The organism is Rarobacter faecitabidus, assembly GCF_006716265.1.
GTDB classification, from domain to species: domain Bacteria; phylum Actinomycetota; class Actinomycetes; order Actinomycetales; family Cellulomonadaceae; genus Rarobacter; species Rarobacter faecitabidus.
On the sequence record NZ_VFOS01000006.1, the window covers coordinates 20,121 to 39,881 of the forward strand.

Genomic DNA, 19,761 nt, shown 5'->3' on the forward strand with positions numbered 1-19,761 from the left:
CGCCTCCTACTTGCCCTGCTCGGCGAGATCGCGCTGGCGGACTGCCATGAGCTTTGCCAGCTGATCGGGATCGATCAGCGCGTCGTCTCCCAGGTCAACGTCGTGCCGCGCACCGAGGTAGGCGTCGACGACCGCTTGGTTCTCCATGATCGAATCCGCCGGCCCCTCGGCGACGATCCGACCCTCGGCCATCACGACGACCCACTCGGAGATGTGCCGCACCGCGTGCATGTCGTGCTCCACGAAGATCACCGTCATGCCCTCGTCGCGCAGCGCCTGGATATGACCCAGGAGGGACTGGACCAGTGCGGGGTTGACGCCCGCCATCGGTTCGTCCAGCATGATGATCTTCGGGTTCGTCATGAGCGCGCGCGCCATCTCCAGCAGTTTGCGCTGACCGCCCGACAGCGATCCCGCGAAGTCAGCCGCCTTCGCGTCGAGCTTGAACCGGGAGAGGATGTCCATCGCCCGTTCGGTGTTCCGTTTCTCCTGCCCGGCCCACGCGGGCTTGACGAGCGAGCCGACGAAGCTCTCCCCGCGCTGCCGCTTGGCGGCGAGCAGCATGTTGTCCAGCACGGTGAGCCGGGACAGCGCCTTGGTGAGCTGGAAGGTGCGCACCATGCCGTGCCGGGCGACCCAGGCCGCCGACTTGTTCGCCATATCGGTGCGCTCGAACGTCCACGTACCGCCGTCGGCGCGGTCGAAGCCCGTGAGCAGGTTGAAGAACGTCGTCTTGCCGGCGCCGTTCGGCCCGATCAGCGCGGTGATGGCGCCGCGCTGGAACTCCACGTACTCGACGTCGACCGCCTGGATGCCGCCGAAGGAGCGGGTGACGTCCTTGGCGGTGAGGATCGCGTCGGGTTTCGCGACGCCGACCTCGGGCTTGACGAACGAGAGCGCGTGCGCCGTGAAGTCCTGCGGCAACGTGATCGAGGGCGAGGCGGAGCGCTCGTCCGCCGGCGACTCGGGAGCTAGCCCATCGGAATTCTCAGTGACCATCGAAAGCCAGCTCCTTCTTGTTCCCGAATATGCCTTGCGGTCTGAAGATCACCAGCAGCATCAGCACCACGCCCACCAGCAGGCCGCCGAACTGCTCAACCTGAGTGCTCGTGAGCGCCGATTCCGGCACGGCGATCCGCATGCCGGAGCGGACGAACATGTAGACGCTGAAGAAGATCATCGAACCGATCACGGGACCGAACACGGTGGCCGCCCCGCCGAGCAGCAGCACGGTCCACACCCAGAACGTCATCGTGCGTCCCATCGAGTCGGGCTGAACCGCGCGGGGCAGGATATAGATCACCCCGGCGAGCGCGCCGAGCACCCCGCCCGTCACTAGCGCCTGCAGCTTGTATCCGAAGACGTTCTTCCCGAGGGCGCGCACGGCGTCCTCGTCCTCGCGGATGCCGCGCAGCACTCGGCCCCACGGACTGCGGGTCAGGAGCCAGACCAGGAGCACGGCCAGCGCCACGAGCGTCCACGCCACGATGCGCAGCCACCACGAGTCCGACCCGTTGTTCGCGTAGCCCCACGGACCGATCGTGGTCGTGCCGTCGGGCAGGAACGACAATGACTGGAATTCCGACTTGAACGAGTTGCCGGTCAGGCCCGAGGAGCCGCCGGTCCATTGGTCGAAGACCGTCGAACGTCCGATCATGCGGATGATCTCGGCGGCAGAGATCGTCACGATCGCCAGGTAGTCCCCGCGCAACTTCAGCGTGGGGATACCCAATATCAGCGCGAAGACGGCGCCTGAAACGCCCGCGATCAGCAGGGCTACCCAGAACGAGGCGCCCTGGATCGTGGCGATGGCGAACCCGTAGGCGCCGAGCAGCATGAACCCGGCCTGGCCCATGTTGAGCAGTCCGGTGAAGCCGAAGTGCACGTTCAGTCCGATCGCCGCGAGCACATAGGCGGCGGTCGTCGGGGCGATGAGTTCGCCCAGTGACTGTTGCAGTACGCGTGCCCAGTCCATGGTGGGGGTCTACCTTTCAGCCGATCCGGTCGCGACGCCCGAGTATGCCCTGGGGGCGTACAAGCAGGACGAGGATGAGGATGAACAGTGCGGTCGCGTAGCGCAGATCGCTGGGGAGGAACAGGCTCGACAGCTCGACGGCCAGTCCGATGACGAGCGATCCCGCCAGCGCGCCGTTCGCCGTGCCGAGCCCGCCGAGCGTGATTGCGGCGAACATGAGCAGCAGCATCTGCATGCCCATGTTCCAGTTGGCGGCGCCGTACATCAGCGCGAATAGCAGGCCCGCCAGCCCGGCGAGGCCCGTCGCGAGCGTCCATACGAGCCGGATTACGGCGTTCGTGTTGATGCCGGTCGCCGAGGCCAGCGCGGGGTTGTCCGAGACTGCGCGCGTTGCGCGGCCGAGCCTCGTCCGGGTTAGGAACAGCGCCATAGCCACGAGCGCGGCAAGCGCCAGGCCCATGGCGAGGAAGGAGACCTTCGTCATGGTGACGGGCCCGATCGTCCAGGTGGTGGGGTTCCCGCCGATCACCTGGAAGGTTCCGGTTCCGACCATGAACTGGATGAGGAATTGCAGCGCAATCGACAACCCGATCGTGACGATCATGACCTGCGTGACGGGCGTTCCGCGCTTGCGTAGCGGTCGCCAGATCCCGGCCTCCTGTAGCCAGCCGGTGCCCGCGCAGATGGCGATGGACAGGATCGCGGCCAGCCACAGCGGCAGTCCTGCCTGGACGAACAGGTAGCTGAGGACGGCGCCGAGCGTCACCTGCTCGCCGTGCGCGAAGTTCGACACGCGGGTCGTGCCGTAGATGAGGTTCGCACCGAGCGAGGCGAGCGCCAGCATCAGTCCGAAGCGGAGCCCGGATGCGAGTTGCTGCCATACGCGATCACCGCTGATCCCGGTGCCGGATGACGTCCCAGCGCTCGCGTCGGGGCTGGGCGCGGGGGAGGACGAGTCCTTCGTCGCGTCGCTGGACGGCGAGGGGGAGGGCGCGGCACCCTCCGCGAGGCGGAAGGTTGCGCGCGCCGTCGAGCCGATCTGGACGGTGACGTCGACGTCCGCGATGTCGCTGGCGGCGTACTCGTTCGGGAGGGTGGCCGGGTCCAGCGAGACGGTGTACACCTCGGCCGTCGTCGCCTCGAACGCGGTCGGCCCATCCGCTGTGGAGGTGGCCGTGGTGGCCGGGTCGGTGCCCTGTGCAACCGAAATCCCGACGTCCGCGACCGGTGAGTTGTCGCCGCCGAGGACATTGACGATGATGCACCCGATCTCGCCGGTCGGAGCGCACTTCGTGGCCGATGTCACGTCGGCGAACGCGGTTCCGGGCGTGAGTAGCCAGATGAATCCGAGCAGCCCCAGCAGGGTCGCCCCCAGGCGCGACCATCGTCTGGCTGGGTCGGTGCGTTCAGTAGCCGCGATCGCGGCCACCTCACAGTCATCTGGGTGATGCGCCATGAGCGTCCTCCGGAAGCATGATGCTCGGGCTGCGCCAGGATTTTCCTGCTACCCGAGGTGACTCAGGCCAGTCCGAGAGGTTCCTTAGTGACTTTAGGCAGGCAATGTATCCGGGCCGTTTCGCACCCGTCACGGGGGCGTGCCTAAGCGCGATGGGGCGGTTTCGGCTCTGTTAGGACGCGCTCCGGCCGGCAGGCGAGCGGGCTGGCGCCGGTCAGCCCAGTAACGAACTGGTCAGGGCGGTCGCTTCCGCGAGACAGACCGCTCGCCGGTCCCCGCTCTCCCAACCGCTCTGCGTGGGGATCCAGACGACGAAGCCCAGGTCCGCCGGGGCGTCGCTGAGCATGCCGGCGTTGCAGTTGTAGTCGATCTCGCTCTGCCACGAGTTGGCCGACGGCCGCGCGCCCGCTTCGCCCGGCAGCTCCCACACCTTGATGACCTGAGCTTTGTGGGCCTGATCGCACGGTACGACCACGACCACGCCGACCGTGCCGTCCTCCGGCAGCGTCTTGAGGCAATGCCCGGGCGCGAGCTGATCGGCACGTGCGTGCGAGGCGTGGGTGACGCGCACCGGCAGGCGGTTCTCGCGCGCGAGGAGCACTCCGGTCGCCCAGACGCCGAGCACGCCGGCGAGAATGAGCGCGACGAGTCCGTACGCGAGTAGCGCGACCATCCGACCGGGTCGCGCCGGCATGCGCAGTATGGTCACGATTCCTCCCCAGCGGACTTGATGAGCCCCAGGGCGGCGACGATCGTCGCCGCGGCGGACTGTGCGCGCTCGGATGCCTCGTCGGCGGCCGGCCGGTCCGCGGCCTGGCCGGGGTCGGAGTAGCGCGCGAGTTCCAGAGCCTGGACCAGAACGTCCAGGGCCCGGGCGGTCGCGGCGACGCTGGGCGACTGGTGACGCGGCATGGACTGTTCCACGCGCGCTTGGGAGTAGCGCGCCAGCACGCGGTCGCCGAACTGCCGCGCAGTGGTCGACGTGTCCGGCTGCAGCCCGGCCCTGGCCGCCGCCCGTACGACCAGCTTCCACTGGTGCTCGATGGTCACGATCGCCGCGCGCCTGCGCCGCCGCACCAGGACGAAAGCGACCACGCCGCCCGCTGCGAGCACGCCGGCGAGCCCGAGCGCGAGGAGGACTCGTCCATTTGCGGCCCGCCCCGCCGGAGACGCGGATGGCCGGGACGATGGGGTCGTGGGGGCGGGCGTGGTGGTCCTGGACGGCGTGGGGGTCGGCGTCCTGCTGGGCCTGGGGCTCGGGGAAGGTGACGATTCGCTCGGCTCGCGCGTCCACGACGGCGCGGCGGAGCTCTGGGTGGCGGGTGTCGGCTCGAAGCGAACCCAGCCGAGTGAGCCGAAGTAGAACTCCGGCCACGCATGGGCCCGGTCGCCTGTCACCTGTATCGTCCCGTCCGCCGCGCGGGTGCCGGGCAGGAAGCCCTGCGCGAACCTGGCGGGGAGGCCCAGGGAGCGAGCCATCACGATCATCGACGTGGCGAACTGCACGCAGTAGCCACGGCGGGACTGGAGGAACGACCACACCGGGTCGCCGTCCAGCACCGGGTCCAGATCGGTCGAATACGTGAAGTTGGCGGGGTCGCGAAAGTACTCCTGGAGCGCGACCAGTTGATCGTACGGGGTGTCCTTTCCGGCCGTTACCCGCGCGGCCAGCGCGGCGGTCTCGCTCGCGTGGGCGAGAGCGGGGACGGTGGTGTATCCCGGGTCCAGCCCGGACAGGTCGAGCGACTGCGATACCTCGCGCAGTTCATCCGCGGTCCACGGCCTGACGTAAGACGTCAGCGAGTAGTTGGTCGTGCCGGCGCTCCGCGCCAGCGCAAGCTCACCGGAGGAGGCCGTGAAGCGTGAGGTGGCTCCGTCAACGCTGAACGGCGAGAGCACGGTCGGCAGGAGGGTGTCGTCGAGGTTGTTCAGGGCGACGTGGCGCGTGAAGCCTCGCGTCGGCTCGGCCGCGGCGTTGTCATCACCGCTCGCATCGTCAGGGAGATTAACCATCCCGCCCGCGCTTACGATCACCGAATCGCCCTGCCTGCCACCCACGAACCACGTCTGACCGTCGAAGTCGATCGACGTCGTGATGCGCATGGGTGAGTTGCGGATGTCCTCGACGGCGCGGCGCTCCTCCTCGGTGGCATCCTCGCCAAGAAGTAGATCGTCCCGGTAGACGTAGGCGACGACTTCGCTGCGCTCCGTGAGCGACTTGCCCACGTCCACGGTGTGCGTGAGCGCGAACGGCCCGATGTTCTGGGGAGCCGCACCACCGCCCCATTGCAGGGCATGTGGTTCTTGCCCGTGCAGGGCGAGCGTCCCGCCCGCCATCCCCACGGCGACGAGTAGCGCGCCAGCCACCAGTGCGGCTGTCAGCCGGCGCGTGAGGAACCAGATGTCGGTTCGCCTTAGGCACAGCAGCGCGAGATAGGCGACGAGCGATCCGGCCAGCGCCGGCCACGGGACCTCGCGCACGAAGATGAGCGGTGCCGACCACAGCGCGCCGAGCGGCAGGATTGCGAGCCAGCCGGCCCCCAGTCCCACGACCAACGGCTCGGCGATGACGTAGATGAGTACTACGCCGATGACGACGGCGGCCGTGATCGCCTCGCTCGCGCGCACCGGGATCGACCCGGTTTTGATCTCGTTGCCCAGCGGGCTGAGCGTGTCGGCGACGCCCTGGATCCGCTGGGTGACGGGATCCGCGAGCTTGCCGAGAAGGCCACCTAGGCCATCGCCGTGATCCACGGTGGCCAGCGCGCCGCCGCCCGGGTTCCCGAACCTGACCAGCGTGATGATCAGCGCCGACGCCACCCCGGCGCCCAGCGGCACGAGTTCGCAGATGAACCGCTGGTCCCGCCAGCTTCCCGTCAGTAGGGCCAGCCGGCTTCCCAGCGTGATTCCGGCCACGATCAGCAGGGATACCGTCGCCGTCGCGAACGACCCACTCCCGTCGAGCAGCGGCGTCAGGGCGTGCATGCTGAAGATCGTCACCGCCAGGAGCAGGAGCGTGCGGACGGTCACCAGCGCGGCCCGGCGGGCGATCACGACGCCACCACCTGGTGACAGACTGCCAGTACCGAGTCGTCGGGCGCCGTCGCGGCGACCACCTGCCAGCCGCCGCGCGCGAACGCGCGGGCGGTGAGTTCGCTGCGCTCCGGATCGTCCCCGCCCACCACGATGGCCGTGCGATTCCTGCTGCGTGCCCCGCGCACGAGGTTGTCGAGCCGCGCGAGCTCCGCGTCACCGAGCGGCGCCAGGATCACCACCACGCTCTGGTTCTCGAGCGTCGCGATCGCCCCGATCAGCTCCGCGGGCGGCGATGACTCGGACAGGTCCGGCAGTAGCGTGAGCGCGTCCATCACCTCGTCCGCCAGCAGTGGCTCGGCGTAGCCGGACGCGGCCGTGATCCGCAGCGTGGCGCGCCTCCCGGCCGCGGTCAGCGCCTCGACTATCGACGCGGTGAGATCGACGGGCCAGTGCGCCGCCGCGTTCGCGCGGTGGCTGCGCTGGCTGACCACCCCGAGCGCGTTCGCGAGGGCCCCGGTGGGCCTGACGAGCCGGCCGTCCAGCACGACCGCGACGGGGCGGGCCGGTGCCGACTCCTCTGCCCGCACCATCAGCCTGCGCCGTCGCGCAGAGGTGGGCCAGTGGACGCGCCGCACATCGTCGCCCGGGGAGTACTCGCGTAGCGCGGTGTCGTCCGTGTCGGGGCGCCTCGTCCCGGGCGCCCGGTCCGTGATCAGACCGGTCGTGTGCGCCGAATCCGCCTCTGTGCCCGAGACGTCATGCGAGACGCGTGGGCGCACGTTCAGCGTCGTCGTTTGCGGATGCGACAGGCGCAGGACACTGAGCCGCATCGGGTCGGTGAAGCGAAGCGTCATGGGGCCGAGCGGCCACGCGCCGCGCGCCCAGGGGGTGACGCGATACTGCGTCTCCCAGCCGCCGCGGCTGAACTGCAGCGCGACCGTGCCCTCGTACCCCGCGACCTGCGCGCTCACCTGGTCCACGATCCAGGTGCCGAACCACCAGGCGATCACGCGCGGGAGCCGCCGACCGGAGAGGCGCACGGAGATCGCCGTGGGCGTGCCCCACGCCGGGGAGGGCGGGTCCGTCGTGCGCGTGACCCGGAGTTCGGCTCGGCGCAGCCGCCGGCGCAGCCACGCCTGATGGCCGATCGCGCTCGCGACGGCGAGCAGCATCGTGGTCCCCGCGACGAGGAGGGTGCGCAGTGAGGTAAGCACCCCGAAGGTCACCAGGGTGGTTCCGGCGAGCAGAATGAACCAACCGCGCGCCGTGAAACGACCGCGGATTTTGAGATTCGTGCCATCGCTCACGCCGTCGTCGGTGGTGGGAGCGAGACGGTGGCGAGGACCTGCGAGACCACGTCGCTGGCGCTCACGCCCTCGGCGCGGGCCGTCGGTGACATGACGATGCGGTGCGCGAGCACCTGCAACGCGATCGCCTGGATGTCGTCAGGCACGACGAAGTTGCGCGCGCGGGTGGCCGCCAGTGCGCGCGCCGCCTGGGTGAGCTGCAGGGTGGCGCGCGGCGAAGCCCCCACGCGGACCATGGGATGCTGGCGCGTTGCCGCGACCAATTGGACCAGGTACGCCTTGAGCGACGGCGTGACGTACACGCGGCGTACCAGGGACGCGAAACGCGAGATGGTCGCCGCTTCCAGCACCGGCTGCAGGTCGTCCAGCGGATCGCCGGCCTCGCGCTGCTCGAGCATCTGCAGTTCCGCCTCGTACGACGGGTAGCCCACGTCGAGCCTGGCCATGAACCTGTCCCGCTGCGCCTCGGGCAGCGGGTAGGTGCCCTCCATCTCCAGCGGGTTCTGGGTGGCTACGACGAGGAAAGGGCCCGGCAGCGGATAGGTTTCGCCGTCGACTGTAACCTGGCGTTCCGCCATACACTCCAGCAGCGCGGACTGCGCTTTGGGGGAGGCGCGGTTGATCTCGTCCGCTATTACGATGTTCGCGAACACTGGCCCGGGGCGGAAGGAGGACTGCCCCTCCACGCCGTGGAAGATCGTCACGCCCGTGACGTCGCTGGGAAGCAGGTCCGGCGTGAACTGGATGCGCCCCACCTTGGTGTCGATGAGTCGGCCCAGCGCCTTGGCTAGCGTCGTCTTGCCCACGCCCGGCACATCCTCGATGAGGATGTGCCCGCCGGCCAGGAGAACGGCAATGGTCGTGTCGATGAGTTGCGGATGGCCGGTGATGACGCTCGCCAGGCCGGTCCGCAAGGACGAGACCCCCGCCGCGAGTTCGGTGAGCTGCTCAGGGGGAGCGGTAGTTGACTGGGACACGGTTCCCCTTTGAATCGTTAGCAGCGACGAGAGCAGTGGGTGCCCGCTCCCACTGATGAGACGCGGACACCCACTAACGTAACAGCGTTGGTGCCAGGTTTGCTGAGTTTCCGCTGGCTAGATGGTCCGGCGCCAGCGGCCGATGGTGTGCATTCCGTGGAACACGACGAGCGTGGCGATGGTGCCCAGCGCGATGGCGCCGAATTCGATGTTGCCGATGCTCCAGGTGATTCCCGCGATGGCGATGACGATGCCGACTCCCGCGCTCATGAGGTTCGGGGACGAACTGAAGTTCACCCTGTTGTCCACCCAGATCCTTGCGCCCATGATGCCGATCATTCCGTACAGCACCACGCCCGCGCCGCCGAGCACGCCCGTGGGAATGGCTTGGATGACCGCACCGACCTTCGGCGAGAATGCCAGCAGGACGGCGGTCGCGCCGGCGATCCAGTAGGCGGCGGTCGAGTAGACGCGCGTGGCCCCCATCACGCCGATGTTCTCACCGTACGTCGTGGTGGCGGACCCGCCGCCGGACCCGGCGACGACGGTCGCGAGGCCATCCGCCATGAGTGCGCGGCCGGTGTACGCGTCGAGGCTCTTGCCGGTCATCTGCGCGACGGTTTTCACGTGTCCCACATTCTCCGCGATTAGGACGAGGACGACGGGCAGAAACAGGCCCACGGTCGTGACGTGGAACGCCGGGGCGTGAAAGGACGGGAGGCCGATCCACGCGAAGTCGTCGAAGGTCTTGCCCTCGCCGAGCAGGCCGTAGTTGATGTGGCCCTGCAGCGCGCCCACGATGTAGCCCACGACCACGCCCAGCATCACCGACAGCCGGCCGAGGATGCCGCGGAAGAGCACCGCGGTGAGAATGATCACCGCGAGCGTGACGGTCGCCTCGACGGCCCCGGCCTTGAAGTTATCCCCGGCGACGGGCGCGAGGTTGAGGCCGATCAGCGCGACGATGGTGCCGGTGACCGCCGGCGGCATGAGGACCTCGATCCAGCGCGTCCCCGCGGCCTGGACTATGAGTCCGACGAGGAACAGCGCGAAACCCGCGATGACGATGCCGCCGAGGGCACCGGCCATCCCGTAGTCCTGCTTGGTGGCCAAGATCGGCGCGATGAAGGCGAAGCTGGAGCCGAGGTAGCTCGGGACGCGTCCGCGCGTGAGCAGCAGGAAGAGGAAAGTGCCGATACCCGAGAAAAGCAGCGTGGTGCTGGGCGGGAATCCGGTGATGGCGGGGACGAGTAGCGTCGCGCCCGCCATCGCCAGCACGTGCTGCGTGCCGATGCCGATCGTGCGCGGCCAGCTCAGGCGCTCGTGGGGCGCTACGACCGCTCCGGGCGCTATGGTTTTGCCGTCGCCGTGCTTGGTCCAGGACAGTGCAGAGGGGAGTTTCATGGTTCTTAGTATCTATCGCCCGGCAGGCATCGAGTAGCGCAAAGGACCCAGGATTTCCCTCAGGTGCCCATCGTCGCGCCCGACCCGCTCAGCGTAGGACGCGCGTCAGTTCTTCGCGCGAATGGACCCCGGTCTTGGCGAATACGCGCGAGAGGTGGGAATCGACCGTGCGCACCGACACGGTGAGCCGCTGCGCGATCGCCTTCGATGACATGCCCCCGCAGGCGAGCGTGGCGATCTCGCGTTCGCGGCGGGTCAGATCGGCTGCCTCGCGCGCCGGGGCGAGCCACAGGCCCGCGTAGTTGAGGTCGCGCTCGCGCACGACCGCCAGGTCACTGTCGCCGTCGAGCACGGCTCGCGCGTGCTGGGCGAGTAGCGAGGCGCGCTTCGAATCCACGTGTTGGACGAGTTCCTCCATCCGCTCGACGGCTCTGGTCACGTCCGCGAGATCGGGTTGCTTGCCCGGACCACCGCTTCGCCCCGCCAGCGTACGCGTGACATACCTGTGCAGTGCCTCCATCTCGGCTCGGCCGTATCCCGCCGCCCGGAACTCGTCCGCGAGCCGGCGAGCCAGGGGAACCGCGCCCGCGTCCCGCAACCAGATGAGCGTGTCGAGCTCGCTGAGGTCCAGGTGCGTGCCGATCACGTTCATGATCCGCCGGTTCGATCCGCGAGCCTTCTCCAGGACTGCCCACGCCTGCGCGCTGCGACCGCTCGCGGCGAGGGCCAGCGCCTCCCCGTAGAGGGTGAACGAAGCCATTCCCGGTGTGTCGACGAGCGCGAAGCGGGCGTTTGCCGCGTGGAATTCGACGGCGGCGGCGGACCAGGAGCCCTGGGCCATGGCGATCGAGGCGCGGCCGATGTGGTCCATCACCCGGTCGACCTGTGCGGGATCGCGGTCCGTGTGGATCGTGGGGTGGGGCTGGATCAGCGGCTCCAGATCCCCCGCCCACAAGAGGATGAGGCTGTGCGCGGCGATGAGTTCGGCCGGACCCCACGCGTGACTGTCGAGGTGCGCGTAGGCCGCCGCGATGTATCTGCGGGACAGTTCGAGCGCGTCCCCGACCCGGCCGAGCTCGGCGAGGCCGAGCGCTGTGGGCGCCGCGAGGGAGATGAGCAGGTCCTGATGCTGAGCCGTCGGCTCCAAGAGGAGATCGAGACTCTCGGCGCATACGGCGGCGTGCTCGCCGGCGTATGCGCGATGCGTGAGGTTGACGATGGTGAAGGCGCGATCCCAGACGGCGGTGCTCTGCGGGTCGAGGTGATCCGCCAGGCGGTCCCAGTGGCGCTGCAGGATCTCGTGCGCGCGCGGGTGTCGGTCGAAGTGGAACTGTTCCAGCGCGGCGAGCGCCCGCGCGTGGGTGAGGATATGGCGCGCGTGCTCGGCTACGTCGGCCGCGGGGAGCAGAGCGAGGAGTTGCTCGACCTCGCCGAGGGCGCGGGCGGCGCCATCGGGGTCGTCGATGGTCCGGTGGGCGTCCGCGCGCAGCAGCAGGAGTTCGAGGTCGTCGGCGATGGTGGCACCCTCGATGACGGCATCGGTGGCGACGCGGATGGCCGTGCGCGGCTTGTGCTCGAGGATCAGAGCCCGGACGGCCGCGATGGCTATTTCCGGGGCCATGGGGCGGCCGCACTCGAGCACGAGGCTCGCGTACTGGCTCATGAAGGGCCGGTAGTGCGCCCGGTTGGGAGCATGGGACTCGATGAGGTCCAGCAGTTCCGCGCGCCGCCGGGACGAGATGCGACTGCGCACCGCCTGGCCGTACAGGTCGTGCATCACGCCGGTGAGTACCTCGAACGAGCCGTTGACGGTGGTGCGCTTCTGGATCGACAGCAGCCCGCGCCTGTCGAGATCGCGGATCTGCGCCTCGTCGGTCAGGTCGCGCAGGAGGTGGTCGGGCAACGGGCCCACGAGGGCGAGGAGTTCGAGAGCGGTCCGGCTGTCCGCGGCGAGCCTGCTGAGGTCGTCGCCCGCGATGTCGTAGAGCCGGGCATCCGGACTGGGTTGCCCGTCCCACAGCCAGACGCCCTCTATTTCCAGGAATCCGCGGGCGGTCGCCTGTTCGTTGACGAGTTGGGCGATGTGGAATGGATTGCCCCCGGTTAGCCGCCACACGCGCCACACGGTGTCGGAGGTGACGGGCCCGCGTAGCACGGCGGTGAGGAACGCCTCGGTCTCGGCGCGGTCGAACGGGCGGACATCGACCCGGGCGGCGCTGAGGTTCTTCCAGGCCGCGACCCACGGCTGGTGGCGCGCGGATGTGGCGCGCATCGTGACGATGACCGTGACGGAACGTTGCTGCATGAGCCGGACTACAGCGCGCGAACTGACGTCATCGAGCAACTGCGCGTCCTCGATTCTGAGCACCGCCGGGGGGTTGTCCCCGAACGATTCAAGGATCGCGTCCGCGAGGCGCGCCGGCGAGTCCGGTGAACCGTCAATCGCGAGGAAACTGGCGAGATTCGTGTCCGCCTCGTCGATGAACCACGCCGCGGTGCTCCGGGACTCGCCGTCGAGGAGCGCCACGGCCGCGTTGACGAGTTGCGTCTTGCCCACTCCTGCGTCCCCTACTACCAGGGTCGAGGTACCCTGCCTGGCGGCGCTGACGATCGTCTCTAGTTCTGACTGCCGCGGGATGGCGCTGGCAGGCGACGTTGCTGCCTTCTCCGCGGCATCCGAGGGCACATTCTCGCTATCGAGAACGGTCATGTTCGCTAAACCCAATCCAACTGGAGGGGATATCACAGGTAGGCGCTGGGCGCCGCTCGTGATCACTCCCGCTCGCGCGGGACGTTGGACCTATTTTGGCACTATCCCTGGCGGAAGTGAAACCTCGGTATCAATTACGGATGCTCTGGGTCAATGGGTGCGCATACGGTTGCGAAGAAACGGCGGTCGACCTGCGGATTTAGCGTGCGCGGTCATGCCCGCGCGCATCGTGATCAACACAGAGAGGCTGACCAGTGCCCACTTACACTGCACCTGGCGTATACGTCGAAGAGGTACCTTCGTCCCAGAAGGTTCTCACGTCCGCTCCGACCGCGGTTGCGGCCTTTGTCGGTTTCACCGAGAAAGCGCCCGCGGACGACCCGAACGACCCGCAGGGCCTTGCCCCACGGCTCGTCACGAGCTGGACCCAGTACGAGAAGCTGTACGGCGGTTTCGTGGCGGGAGCGGTTCTCCCGCTTTCCGTCTACGGCTACTTCCTGAACGGCGGCACGCAGGCGTACATCGTCCGCATCCCCAACGCCGAACCGGCTGGCGAGCCCGCGCGCGGCGCAATCCCGGCCGCCGACCGCTCGCTCGGCACCCCGCTGTCCATCGAGTCCGTGGAACCCGATGCCGCGCTCTCCATCGTCATCGAGTCGGCTGAGCCGGCGGACGACGCCGAGGACGGCCCCGCGCCGTTCAACCTCACCGTGCTCGACGGCGACGAGGTCGTCGAGTCGTTCTCCGGTCTGACCATCGGCGGGCCCAACGATGCGGTCAAGACCGTCAACGCGACGGCCACCAAGATCAAGATCGCCGTCGACATCGCTTCGGACGTGGACCTTGCCAGCCAGCTCGAGCTCCTGAAGCCCGGCACGTACACCCTCGAGACGGCGGCGCCGGTGCCGGTCCCCGTAACCGGCCGAAAGTTCGCGGGCTCGGAATCGGCTCGCTCCGGCATCAGCGGGCTGGCCATCGCCGACGACGTCACGATCGTGGCCGTGCCCGACCTCGTGACGGCCGCTACGAAGGAGGACGGCACCCTCGACCTCGGCCTGTGGAAGGCCGTCCAGACGTCGCTGATCGCGCACTGCGAGCAGCACTCGAACCGCGTGGCAATCCTCGACGCGCCTCCCGGGCTCACCCCGCAGCAGGTTAAGGAGTGGCGCACCGAGGTCGCGCAGTTCGACTCCGCATTCGCCTCGCTGTACTACCCGTGGATCAAGGTGGAGAACCCGGTCGGACAGGGTGCCGAGGCCGAGGTGCTGATCCCGCCGTCGGGTCACGTCGCCGGTGTCTGGGCGCGTACGGACGAGACGCGCGGCGTCTGGAAGGCTCCCGCGAACGACACGATCCGTGGCGTGCTCGACGTCGAGCGCGGCATCACCCAGACCGAGCAGGGCATCTTGAACCCGCTGGGTATCAACGCCATCCGTCCGTTCGGCGCTCGCGGCATCCGCATCTGGGGTGCCCGCACGCTCTCGTCGGACACCGACTGGCAGTACCTGAATGTGCGCCGCCTGTTCAACATGGTCGAATCGACGATCCTCGAGGGCACCCAGTGGGCGGTCTTCGAGCCGAACAACGTCAAGCTCTGGGAGGGCGTGACGCGCACCCTGACCGGCTTCCTCCACGGCCTCTGGCAGCAGGGCGCGCTGTTCGGCGCCTCGGCGGACCAGGCATTCTTCGTGCGCTGCGACTCCACGACCAACACCCCGGAGTCGATCGACCAGGGCAAGCTGATCGTCGAGGTCGGCCTCGCGCCGGTCAAGCCCGCCGAGTTCGTCATCTTCCGCATCAGCCAGAACAAGCAGAGCGCGTCCTAGCGCGACCGGCTTCGACCCAAGAATTCAGAACTCTTAAGGAGACATCATGTCCGCCGGACTTTTCACCACTGACCCGATCATCGCGCAGAACTTCTTCCTGGAGGTCGACGGCGAGGTCATCACGCAGCTCATCTCCGTTTCAGGCCTGGACATCGAGGTAGGCGTCGCCAAGGCCACGCAGGCCGGTGCGGAAGGCCAGAAGCAGCAGGTCAAGGCGCTCGGCCAGAGCGTTGAGTCACCCGACCTCTCGCTGACCCGCGTGGCGCCGATCGACATCACCAACGACGCCATGTGGAAGTGGTTCAGCGACATCCGCAGCGGCGGGCTAGTCGCGACGGACCGCGCCGCGAAGCGCAAGAACGGCTCCATCGTGCTGTATGACTCCGCCCGCGGCGAAGTGGCGCGCTTCAACTTCTTCAACGGGTGGCCGTCGAAGATTTCGACCGACCAGCTCTCCGTCGACTCCAACGAGGTCGTCAAGGAGACCATCACGATCGCCATCGAGCGACTCGAGCGGGTCAAGTGAGTCTTCAGACTCGGTACGAGTTCACGCTCCCGCGCGGCTACGTCGACGATTCCGGTGCGGTTCACCGCAGCGGCGTGATGCGTCTGGCGACCGCGCGGGACGAGCTTGAGCCCCTCAGGGATCCCACGATCTCGGGGCCCGACGACCCGCGCCTGACGGTCATCGTCCTGGCGCGGGTCGTCGAGCGACTCGGTTCGCTTGACCTCGTGACGATACGCGAGATCGAGTCGCTGTTCGCGGCCGATCTCGCGTACCTGCAGGACTTCTACGGCGTAATCAACTTCGGCACCCAGGCCGAATACGAGGCCTTCGTATCGGCTGAGTCGGCCGAGTTGGTCTCGACCTCCGCACCCGCGGCGGCCTCGACGCCTGCCGTGGCCGATGCGGCCCCGATCGCGGCGGAGGCCTCGTCCTCGCCGCAGGCGCCGGAAGACGAGCCTGTCGCACCCGCGGAGCCGGCGGATGTTCCCGCTGCCCCGCGGCCGGGACGCTCGGCCATCGAGGAGATCCCAAGCGAATCGCGTTGAGTGCAATGCTGCGGTATCCGATTGAAGCGCTGTGGCAGGAGATCGCCTATCTGGCGTATCACCTGCACTGGTCCATGGATGACCTCCTGGACCTGGAACACCTCGACCGCGTGCGCATGGTGCGCGCGGTCTCGGCAATGAACGATCGAGCGTGGGAGGCGGTGAAGGCGAATGCCTGAGACGCAGTTGCTGGGCGGCGAGCCCAGTAATGCCTCGCAGTTCATCTTCGAGGTCGACGGCGTCACTATCGGCGTATTCCGCGAGGTGAGTGGCCTCGAACTGACAGTTGGAGTCGAGGAGTACGCCGAGGGCGGCGAGAACGGCTACGTGCACCGGTTCCCGGGACGCATGCGCTGGCCCAACATCGTGCTGCGACGCGGACTGATCGAGTCCGACGCCCTGTTCGATTGGGTGTCGAAGTCCGCAGGGGAGGGCTTCGCCGCGAACGACAACAAGCTGACGAGGACCACCGGGGCCGTAACGGTCGTGAACTGGCAGGGCCAGCGGCTGCGCACCTGGCAGTTCAACGACGTGTTCGCCGTCCGCTGGACGGGGCCGCAGCTGAATGTGGATTCGGAGCAGATGCTCGAGGAATCGCTCGAGATCGCCCATCACGGATTCAAGTCGAGGACGCCATGAGCGCGCAGGATGATGGCCCGCACGCCCACGGCGTCGTGGCAGCCGAATCGCCCGCCGCGGGGGTGGCGAGGCCGACGCTGGGCTCGCTGATCGTTCGGCGCTGGCGCCGTCCCGGCCCGCCCGTGGGGACGAGGCGTCCGCCGCTCATCGGCTCGGTCGCCGGTGCGGCCATGAGTTTCGCCGGGGCGATGGGGCGTCCGGTCATGGTCCGTCGCAGCTCGATCGGCCCGCGCCCGGTGAGTCGCGCATCCGTCCGGGGGAGCGCCCCAGCAGAGTTACAGCCGCGCCCGCCGCGCTGGTGGCGGGAACAAACGGCGTTCGGTACGGCCATGGGCGAGGCGCCCACCGAGCATGGCACTGGGGCCAGGGGGATCGCCCGAGTCGTGCGGCCGATGCCTGCTCCGAGTGAGGCCCGGCCGACCGGATCGTGGGTGACGACCACTCCCAAGGTCGTGCCCATGCGACTGCCCGCTGAGGTTGCCGCGGTCGGCAACCTGACGACGGCGGCCGACCGCGCACCGCGTCGCGTGGCGAAGAAGGAACCCCCGGCGGGGAACACCGGGGGAGCGGAATCCCGGCTGTCGACGCCCGCGGCTCCGGCCGTGAGCGCCGCCGCTCCCCGTGACACTTCGGCAGTGGCCACACCCATCATGCCGGATGCCGGCAGGCTCGTCCGCCGCCAGATGGCAGTACGCGCCGCGGCCCAGCGGCAGGCGGTCGCAGCGAGCCCGCGCCCGAGCCGACTGTCTCCCGCGCCCAAGATCGCGCCCGTCGCACCCAGGTCAACGTCCGCCGCACCCAGGTCAACGTCCGCCGCGCCCAGGTCCGCGTCCGCCGCGCCGAACGCCGGAGCCGCCGGTGCGAGTTCCGCTCGGCTGAGCGGCGATCGCGCTGGAAGTGCGCAGTCGGCGTCCTCGCGTTCGAGTAATGAAACCGCGCCCGTGGCACCCGTCGCCGACAATCCGCGCACCGCTACCCAGTCCCCGTCGCAAGCGTCGAGTCCGGTTGCGACACCGCCATCGCAGCACGGCTCTGAGTCGGCGGAGCCGATCCGCCGATCCGTCAACGCCGCCGCGCAAGCGAACGCCAGTGCGTCCGCCAGTTCCTCGCCTCAAGGCGCCACGGCCGGACTACCGGGCGATGGCGCGGCGAGCGCCCGGGTCAGTGGCGCCGCCGGAGCGAACGAGGCTGGCGCGCTGCCCGCGCCGCCTTCCGCTGGCGCGGCCGCATCGAATCCCGGCCCGCTGCATTCCGAATCGACTAAGGCCGATGCGAATCCTGGCGCCCTGTCCGAGGCGGGTTCTGACGGATCGCTGCCGAGCGGCGGGGCCGCATCCCCTGGTGCTGCGCCCAGCGCATCATTCAGCCCTGCTTCGAGCTACGCGGGCGAGATCGATGCGGGACGCGGCAATCCGGCTAGACCAGGCGCCGGAGATCAGCCCATCCTTCGGACCGCCGGAGCGCGTCACCAACCGGGGCCGAAGGGAGCCGTGTCATCGGTCGCGCCGAAGTCGCTCCCCTTCGCGACGTTGCGTCCCCATCAGGTCGGGCAGGAGCAGGTCGCGCCCCATCCCACCAGAATCCGCCGGCTCAGTGGTGCCGGTGCCCTACGCGACGCGGGAAGCACGTCCGTAGCCGCCAGGTCGTCTGTGTGGTCGCCGGTCGCGGCGAGCGCGGCCCGAACGCCCGCGGACGATGCGGGCGCCGATGCCGGTCGAACTCGCGCTTCGGCCTCAGTCGGTGCGATAGCCCGCATCGGTTCTGCGCGCCCGGCGCAGGGAGCGGGTGCCAGCCCGCGCACATCAGCGCCAGGCAGCCACGCGGCGGCCGCGAGCGCGGCGTCGGTTGCCGGTGCGTCCTCGCCGGCGCGGGACGTCCCCGCCTCGGCCGTGGCGTCGCGAACTGCCGACGTAGCCGGTCGGGTCGCCGCGCCGCAGGCGGTGGGGCAGGCCGTCGAGGCCCCGGCGGCATCTTCCCAGAGCGGCGGGCAGGCGGCGACCGCGCCCAGCAAGACGACCGCGCCCAGCAAGACGACCGCGCCCAGCAAGACGACCGTCAGCACGACAACCGCGCCCAGCACGTCCACCGCAAGCGAGGGTAGCGCGCGCCAGCCGGTGCGCCGTCTCGCAACGGGCAGTGCAGCCGGCACTACGTCAGCGAGCGGTGAGAGGGCTGGTGCGGTCGCGACCCTCGAGCGCGGGGGCGTGCCAAGTCACCGGCTGGCGGGTGGCGGCCACCACCGCATCACCGGCGCGGCGGCAGGTGGACGTATGGCGGGTTCGACGGGCGCCTTCGGGCGTCCGCCCGCATTCGCGCGTGCGCTCGGCGCCGGTCCCTCCTGGTCACACGTCCCCATCGAGGCGCACCTCGACAGCGCGACCCAGCGCGGCGACTCCGCGTGGCTCACGCGGGCGGGTTCCACGGTGCGCAGGCACACCGGCCAGCCCGGATCCGTGGCGCCCAAGGTCGGGCGGCCGGGCGCGCAGGCGGATGCGCAGGCGGGTGCTGCTCGCGAAGCTGGCGGCCTCACTGGCCCCCGCGCGGGCGGCGCTAACAATGCCACTGCGGCGACGCCCGCGGCGCGACAGGGTTCAGGTCCTGCCGCTGGACCGCAGGCATCGCTTGCCGCGCCCGCAGACCCCGTCGCGCGGTTCACCTCGGCCGCGAGCGGCGCACGCGAAGCAAGTTTCTCCGGTCCGATCGCGTCGGCTCGAATGACGGCGCTCTCCCCTGCGACCGCCTCGCGCCAGCCCGGCCTGGCACCGACTGATCCAGGAGTTCCGTCAGCGGCTCCGGGTGGGTCCGCAACCCCTATTCGCAGGCTCGCATGGACGAGCGGGGAGACTCGTCCTCGCATCCCCAGCGGGTGGCGCTTCGCCCCGCCACCGGGAGCCGGCGCCGCGCCGCAGGACAAGTCGTCCGCGCCGGTCGTGGGGCGCGCGCCCCGGTCCTCGTCGGCCACGTCCGCGTCCCCGGGCGGATCGCGCCGCGCGCCGGCGGTCCCGGCCAGCGCCAGCGGTCCCGCTCCCGCCGGGACGGGCGCACCCGGATCGCCGATCATCCGCCGCTGGCTGGCGCCGGAAAGCTCGTCCTCGATAGGAGAAACCATGAGACCCGAGGGCCAGTCCGAGTTCGCCGACGCGCTGCGCCGGGAAGTCTCTCAGCGAGTGCACGCCGGATCCTTCGATTCGGCGAACGTTGGCGACGGCGGCAGTGACAGCAGCCCTGCCACCCAGGTCGTGGACCAGGTCCTGCGGCTCGTGGACGCGCGGCTCGATGCAGTGCTCGAATCGCGGGTGCGCGGCGTAGTCGACGACAGAATTCTTGCCGAGACCGAGCGGTGGGCTTGGCGCAGCGATCGAGGGGTGTACTGACGTG

15 protein-coding genes are annotated in these 19,761 nt (G+C 69.3%); 6 read left to right on the forward strand and 9 right to left on the reverse strand.

Going from position 1 to position 19,761, the window contains the following annotated elements:
* Positions 1 to 6: 6 nt before the first annotated feature.
* The 9 genes from FB461_RS11695 to FB461_RS11735 all read right to left on the reverse strand — a co-directional run bounded on the left by FB461_RS11695 (position 7) and on the right by FB461_RS11735 (position 12,865).
* Complete coding sequence (locus FB461_RS11695) at positions 7 to 999, reverse strand: ABC transporter ATP-binding protein (protein WP_142122327.1); 993 nt, start codon at positions 997 to 999, stop codon at positions 7 to 9.
* A complete protein-coding gene (locus FB461_RS11700) occupies positions 989 to 1,975 on the reverse strand; it encodes a branched-chain amino acid ABC transporter permease (protein WP_142122329.1) in 987 nt (328 codons plus the stop codon). Before FB461_RS11700 ends, FB461_RS11695 begins: the two co-directional genes overlap by 11 nt.
* Before the next feature lie 16 nt (positions 1,976 to 1,991).
* Entirely contained in the window at positions 1,992 to 3,431 is a 1,440-nt protein-coding gene (locus FB461_RS11705; RefSeq protein ID WP_246046247.1) for an ABC transporter permease subunit, read from the reverse strand.
* Between the two features lie 214 nt (positions 3,432 to 3,645).
* The gene (locus FB461_RS11710; RefSeq protein WP_142122331.1) at positions 3,646 to 4,140 is read right to left on the reverse strand and encodes a septum formation family protein; all 495 of its coding nucleotides are present in this window, start codon (positions 4,138 to 4,140) and stop codon (positions 3,646 to 3,648) included.
* Positions 4,137 to 6,485 (reverse strand): transglutaminase TgpA family protein, encoded by a 2,349-nt coding sequence (locus FB461_RS11715; protein WP_142122333.1) that lies wholly within the window; start codon positions 6,483 to 6,485, stop codon positions 4,137 to 4,139. The genes FB461_RS11710 and FB461_RS11715 overlap by 4 nt, the downstream gene beginning before the upstream one ends.
* Complete coding sequence (locus tag FB461_RS11720) at positions 6,482 to 7,774, reverse strand: DUF58 domain-containing protein (protein ID WP_142122335.1); 1,293 nt, start codon at positions 7,772 to 7,774, stop codon at positions 6,482 to 6,484. Before FB461_RS11720 ends, FB461_RS11715 begins: the two co-directional genes overlap by 4 nt.
* Positions 7,771 to 8,751, reverse strand: a complete 981-nt coding sequence (locus tag FB461_RS11725; RefSeq protein WP_211349921.1) for an AAA family ATPase — start codon at positions 8,749 to 8,751, stop codon at positions 7,771 to 7,773. The genes FB461_RS11720 and FB461_RS11725 overlap by 4 nt, the downstream gene beginning before the upstream one ends.
* A gap of 117 nt (positions 8,752 to 8,868) precedes the next feature.
* Positions 8,869 to 10,155 (reverse strand): uracil-xanthine permease family protein, encoded by a 1,287-nt coding sequence (locus FB461_RS11730; RefSeq protein WP_142122340.1) that lies wholly within the window; start codon positions 10,153 to 10,155, stop codon positions 8,869 to 8,871.
* A gap of 88 nt (positions 10,156 to 10,243) precedes the next feature.
* Positions 10,244 to 12,865: a helix-turn-helix transcriptional regulator gene (locus FB461_RS11735; RefSeq protein ID WP_142122342.1), complete on the reverse strand. Its 2,622-nt coding sequence runs from the start codon at positions 12,863 to 12,865 to the stop codon at positions 10,244 to 10,246.
* A 254-nt stretch (positions 12,866 to 13,119) separates the two neighbouring features.
* On the opposite strand from FB461_RS11735, the gene FB461_RS11740 reads away from it, so the two are divergent.
* From FB461_RS11740 to FB461_RS11765, 6 genes are read left to right on the forward strand one after another with little or no spacing between them, the layout of a single operon-like run.
* Entirely contained in the window at positions 13,120 to 14,691 is a 1,572-nt protein-coding gene (locus tag FB461_RS11740) for a phage tail sheath family protein (RefSeq protein ID WP_142122344.1), read from the forward strand.
* Between the two features lie 46 nt (positions 14,692 to 14,737).
* Positions 14,738 to 15,217 (forward strand): phage tail protein, encoded by a 480-nt coding sequence (locus tag FB461_RS11745; RefSeq protein ID WP_142122346.1) that lies wholly within the window; start codon positions 14,738 to 14,740, stop codon positions 15,215 to 15,217.
* A complete protein-coding gene (locus FB461_RS11750) occupies positions 15,214 to 15,744 on the forward strand; it encodes a hypothetical protein (protein WP_142122348.1) in 531 nt (176 codons plus the stop codon). The genes FB461_RS11745 and FB461_RS11750 overlap by 4 nt, the downstream gene beginning before the upstream one ends.
* A gap of 5 nt (positions 15,745 to 15,749) precedes the next feature.
* Complete coding sequence (locus tag FB461_RS11755; RefSeq protein WP_342776134.1) at positions 15,750 to 15,923, forward strand: DUF6760 family protein; 174 nt, start codon at positions 15,750 to 15,752, stop codon at positions 15,921 to 15,923.
* The gene (locus FB461_RS11760; RefSeq protein ID WP_142122352.1) at positions 15,916 to 16,383 is read left to right on the forward strand and encodes a phage tail protein; all 468 of its coding nucleotides are present in this window, start codon (positions 15,916 to 15,918) and stop codon (positions 16,381 to 16,383) included. The genes FB461_RS11755 and FB461_RS11760 overlap by 8 nt, the downstream gene beginning before the upstream one ends.
* Positions 16,380 to 19,757, forward strand: coding sequence for a hypothetical protein (locus FB461_RS11765; protein WP_142121760.1), 3,378 nt, complete (start codon positions 16,380 to 16,382; stop codon positions 19,755 to 19,757). Before FB461_RS11760 ends, FB461_RS11765 begins: the two co-directional genes overlap by 4 nt.
* Positions 19,758 to 19,761 lie beyond the last annotated feature (4 nt).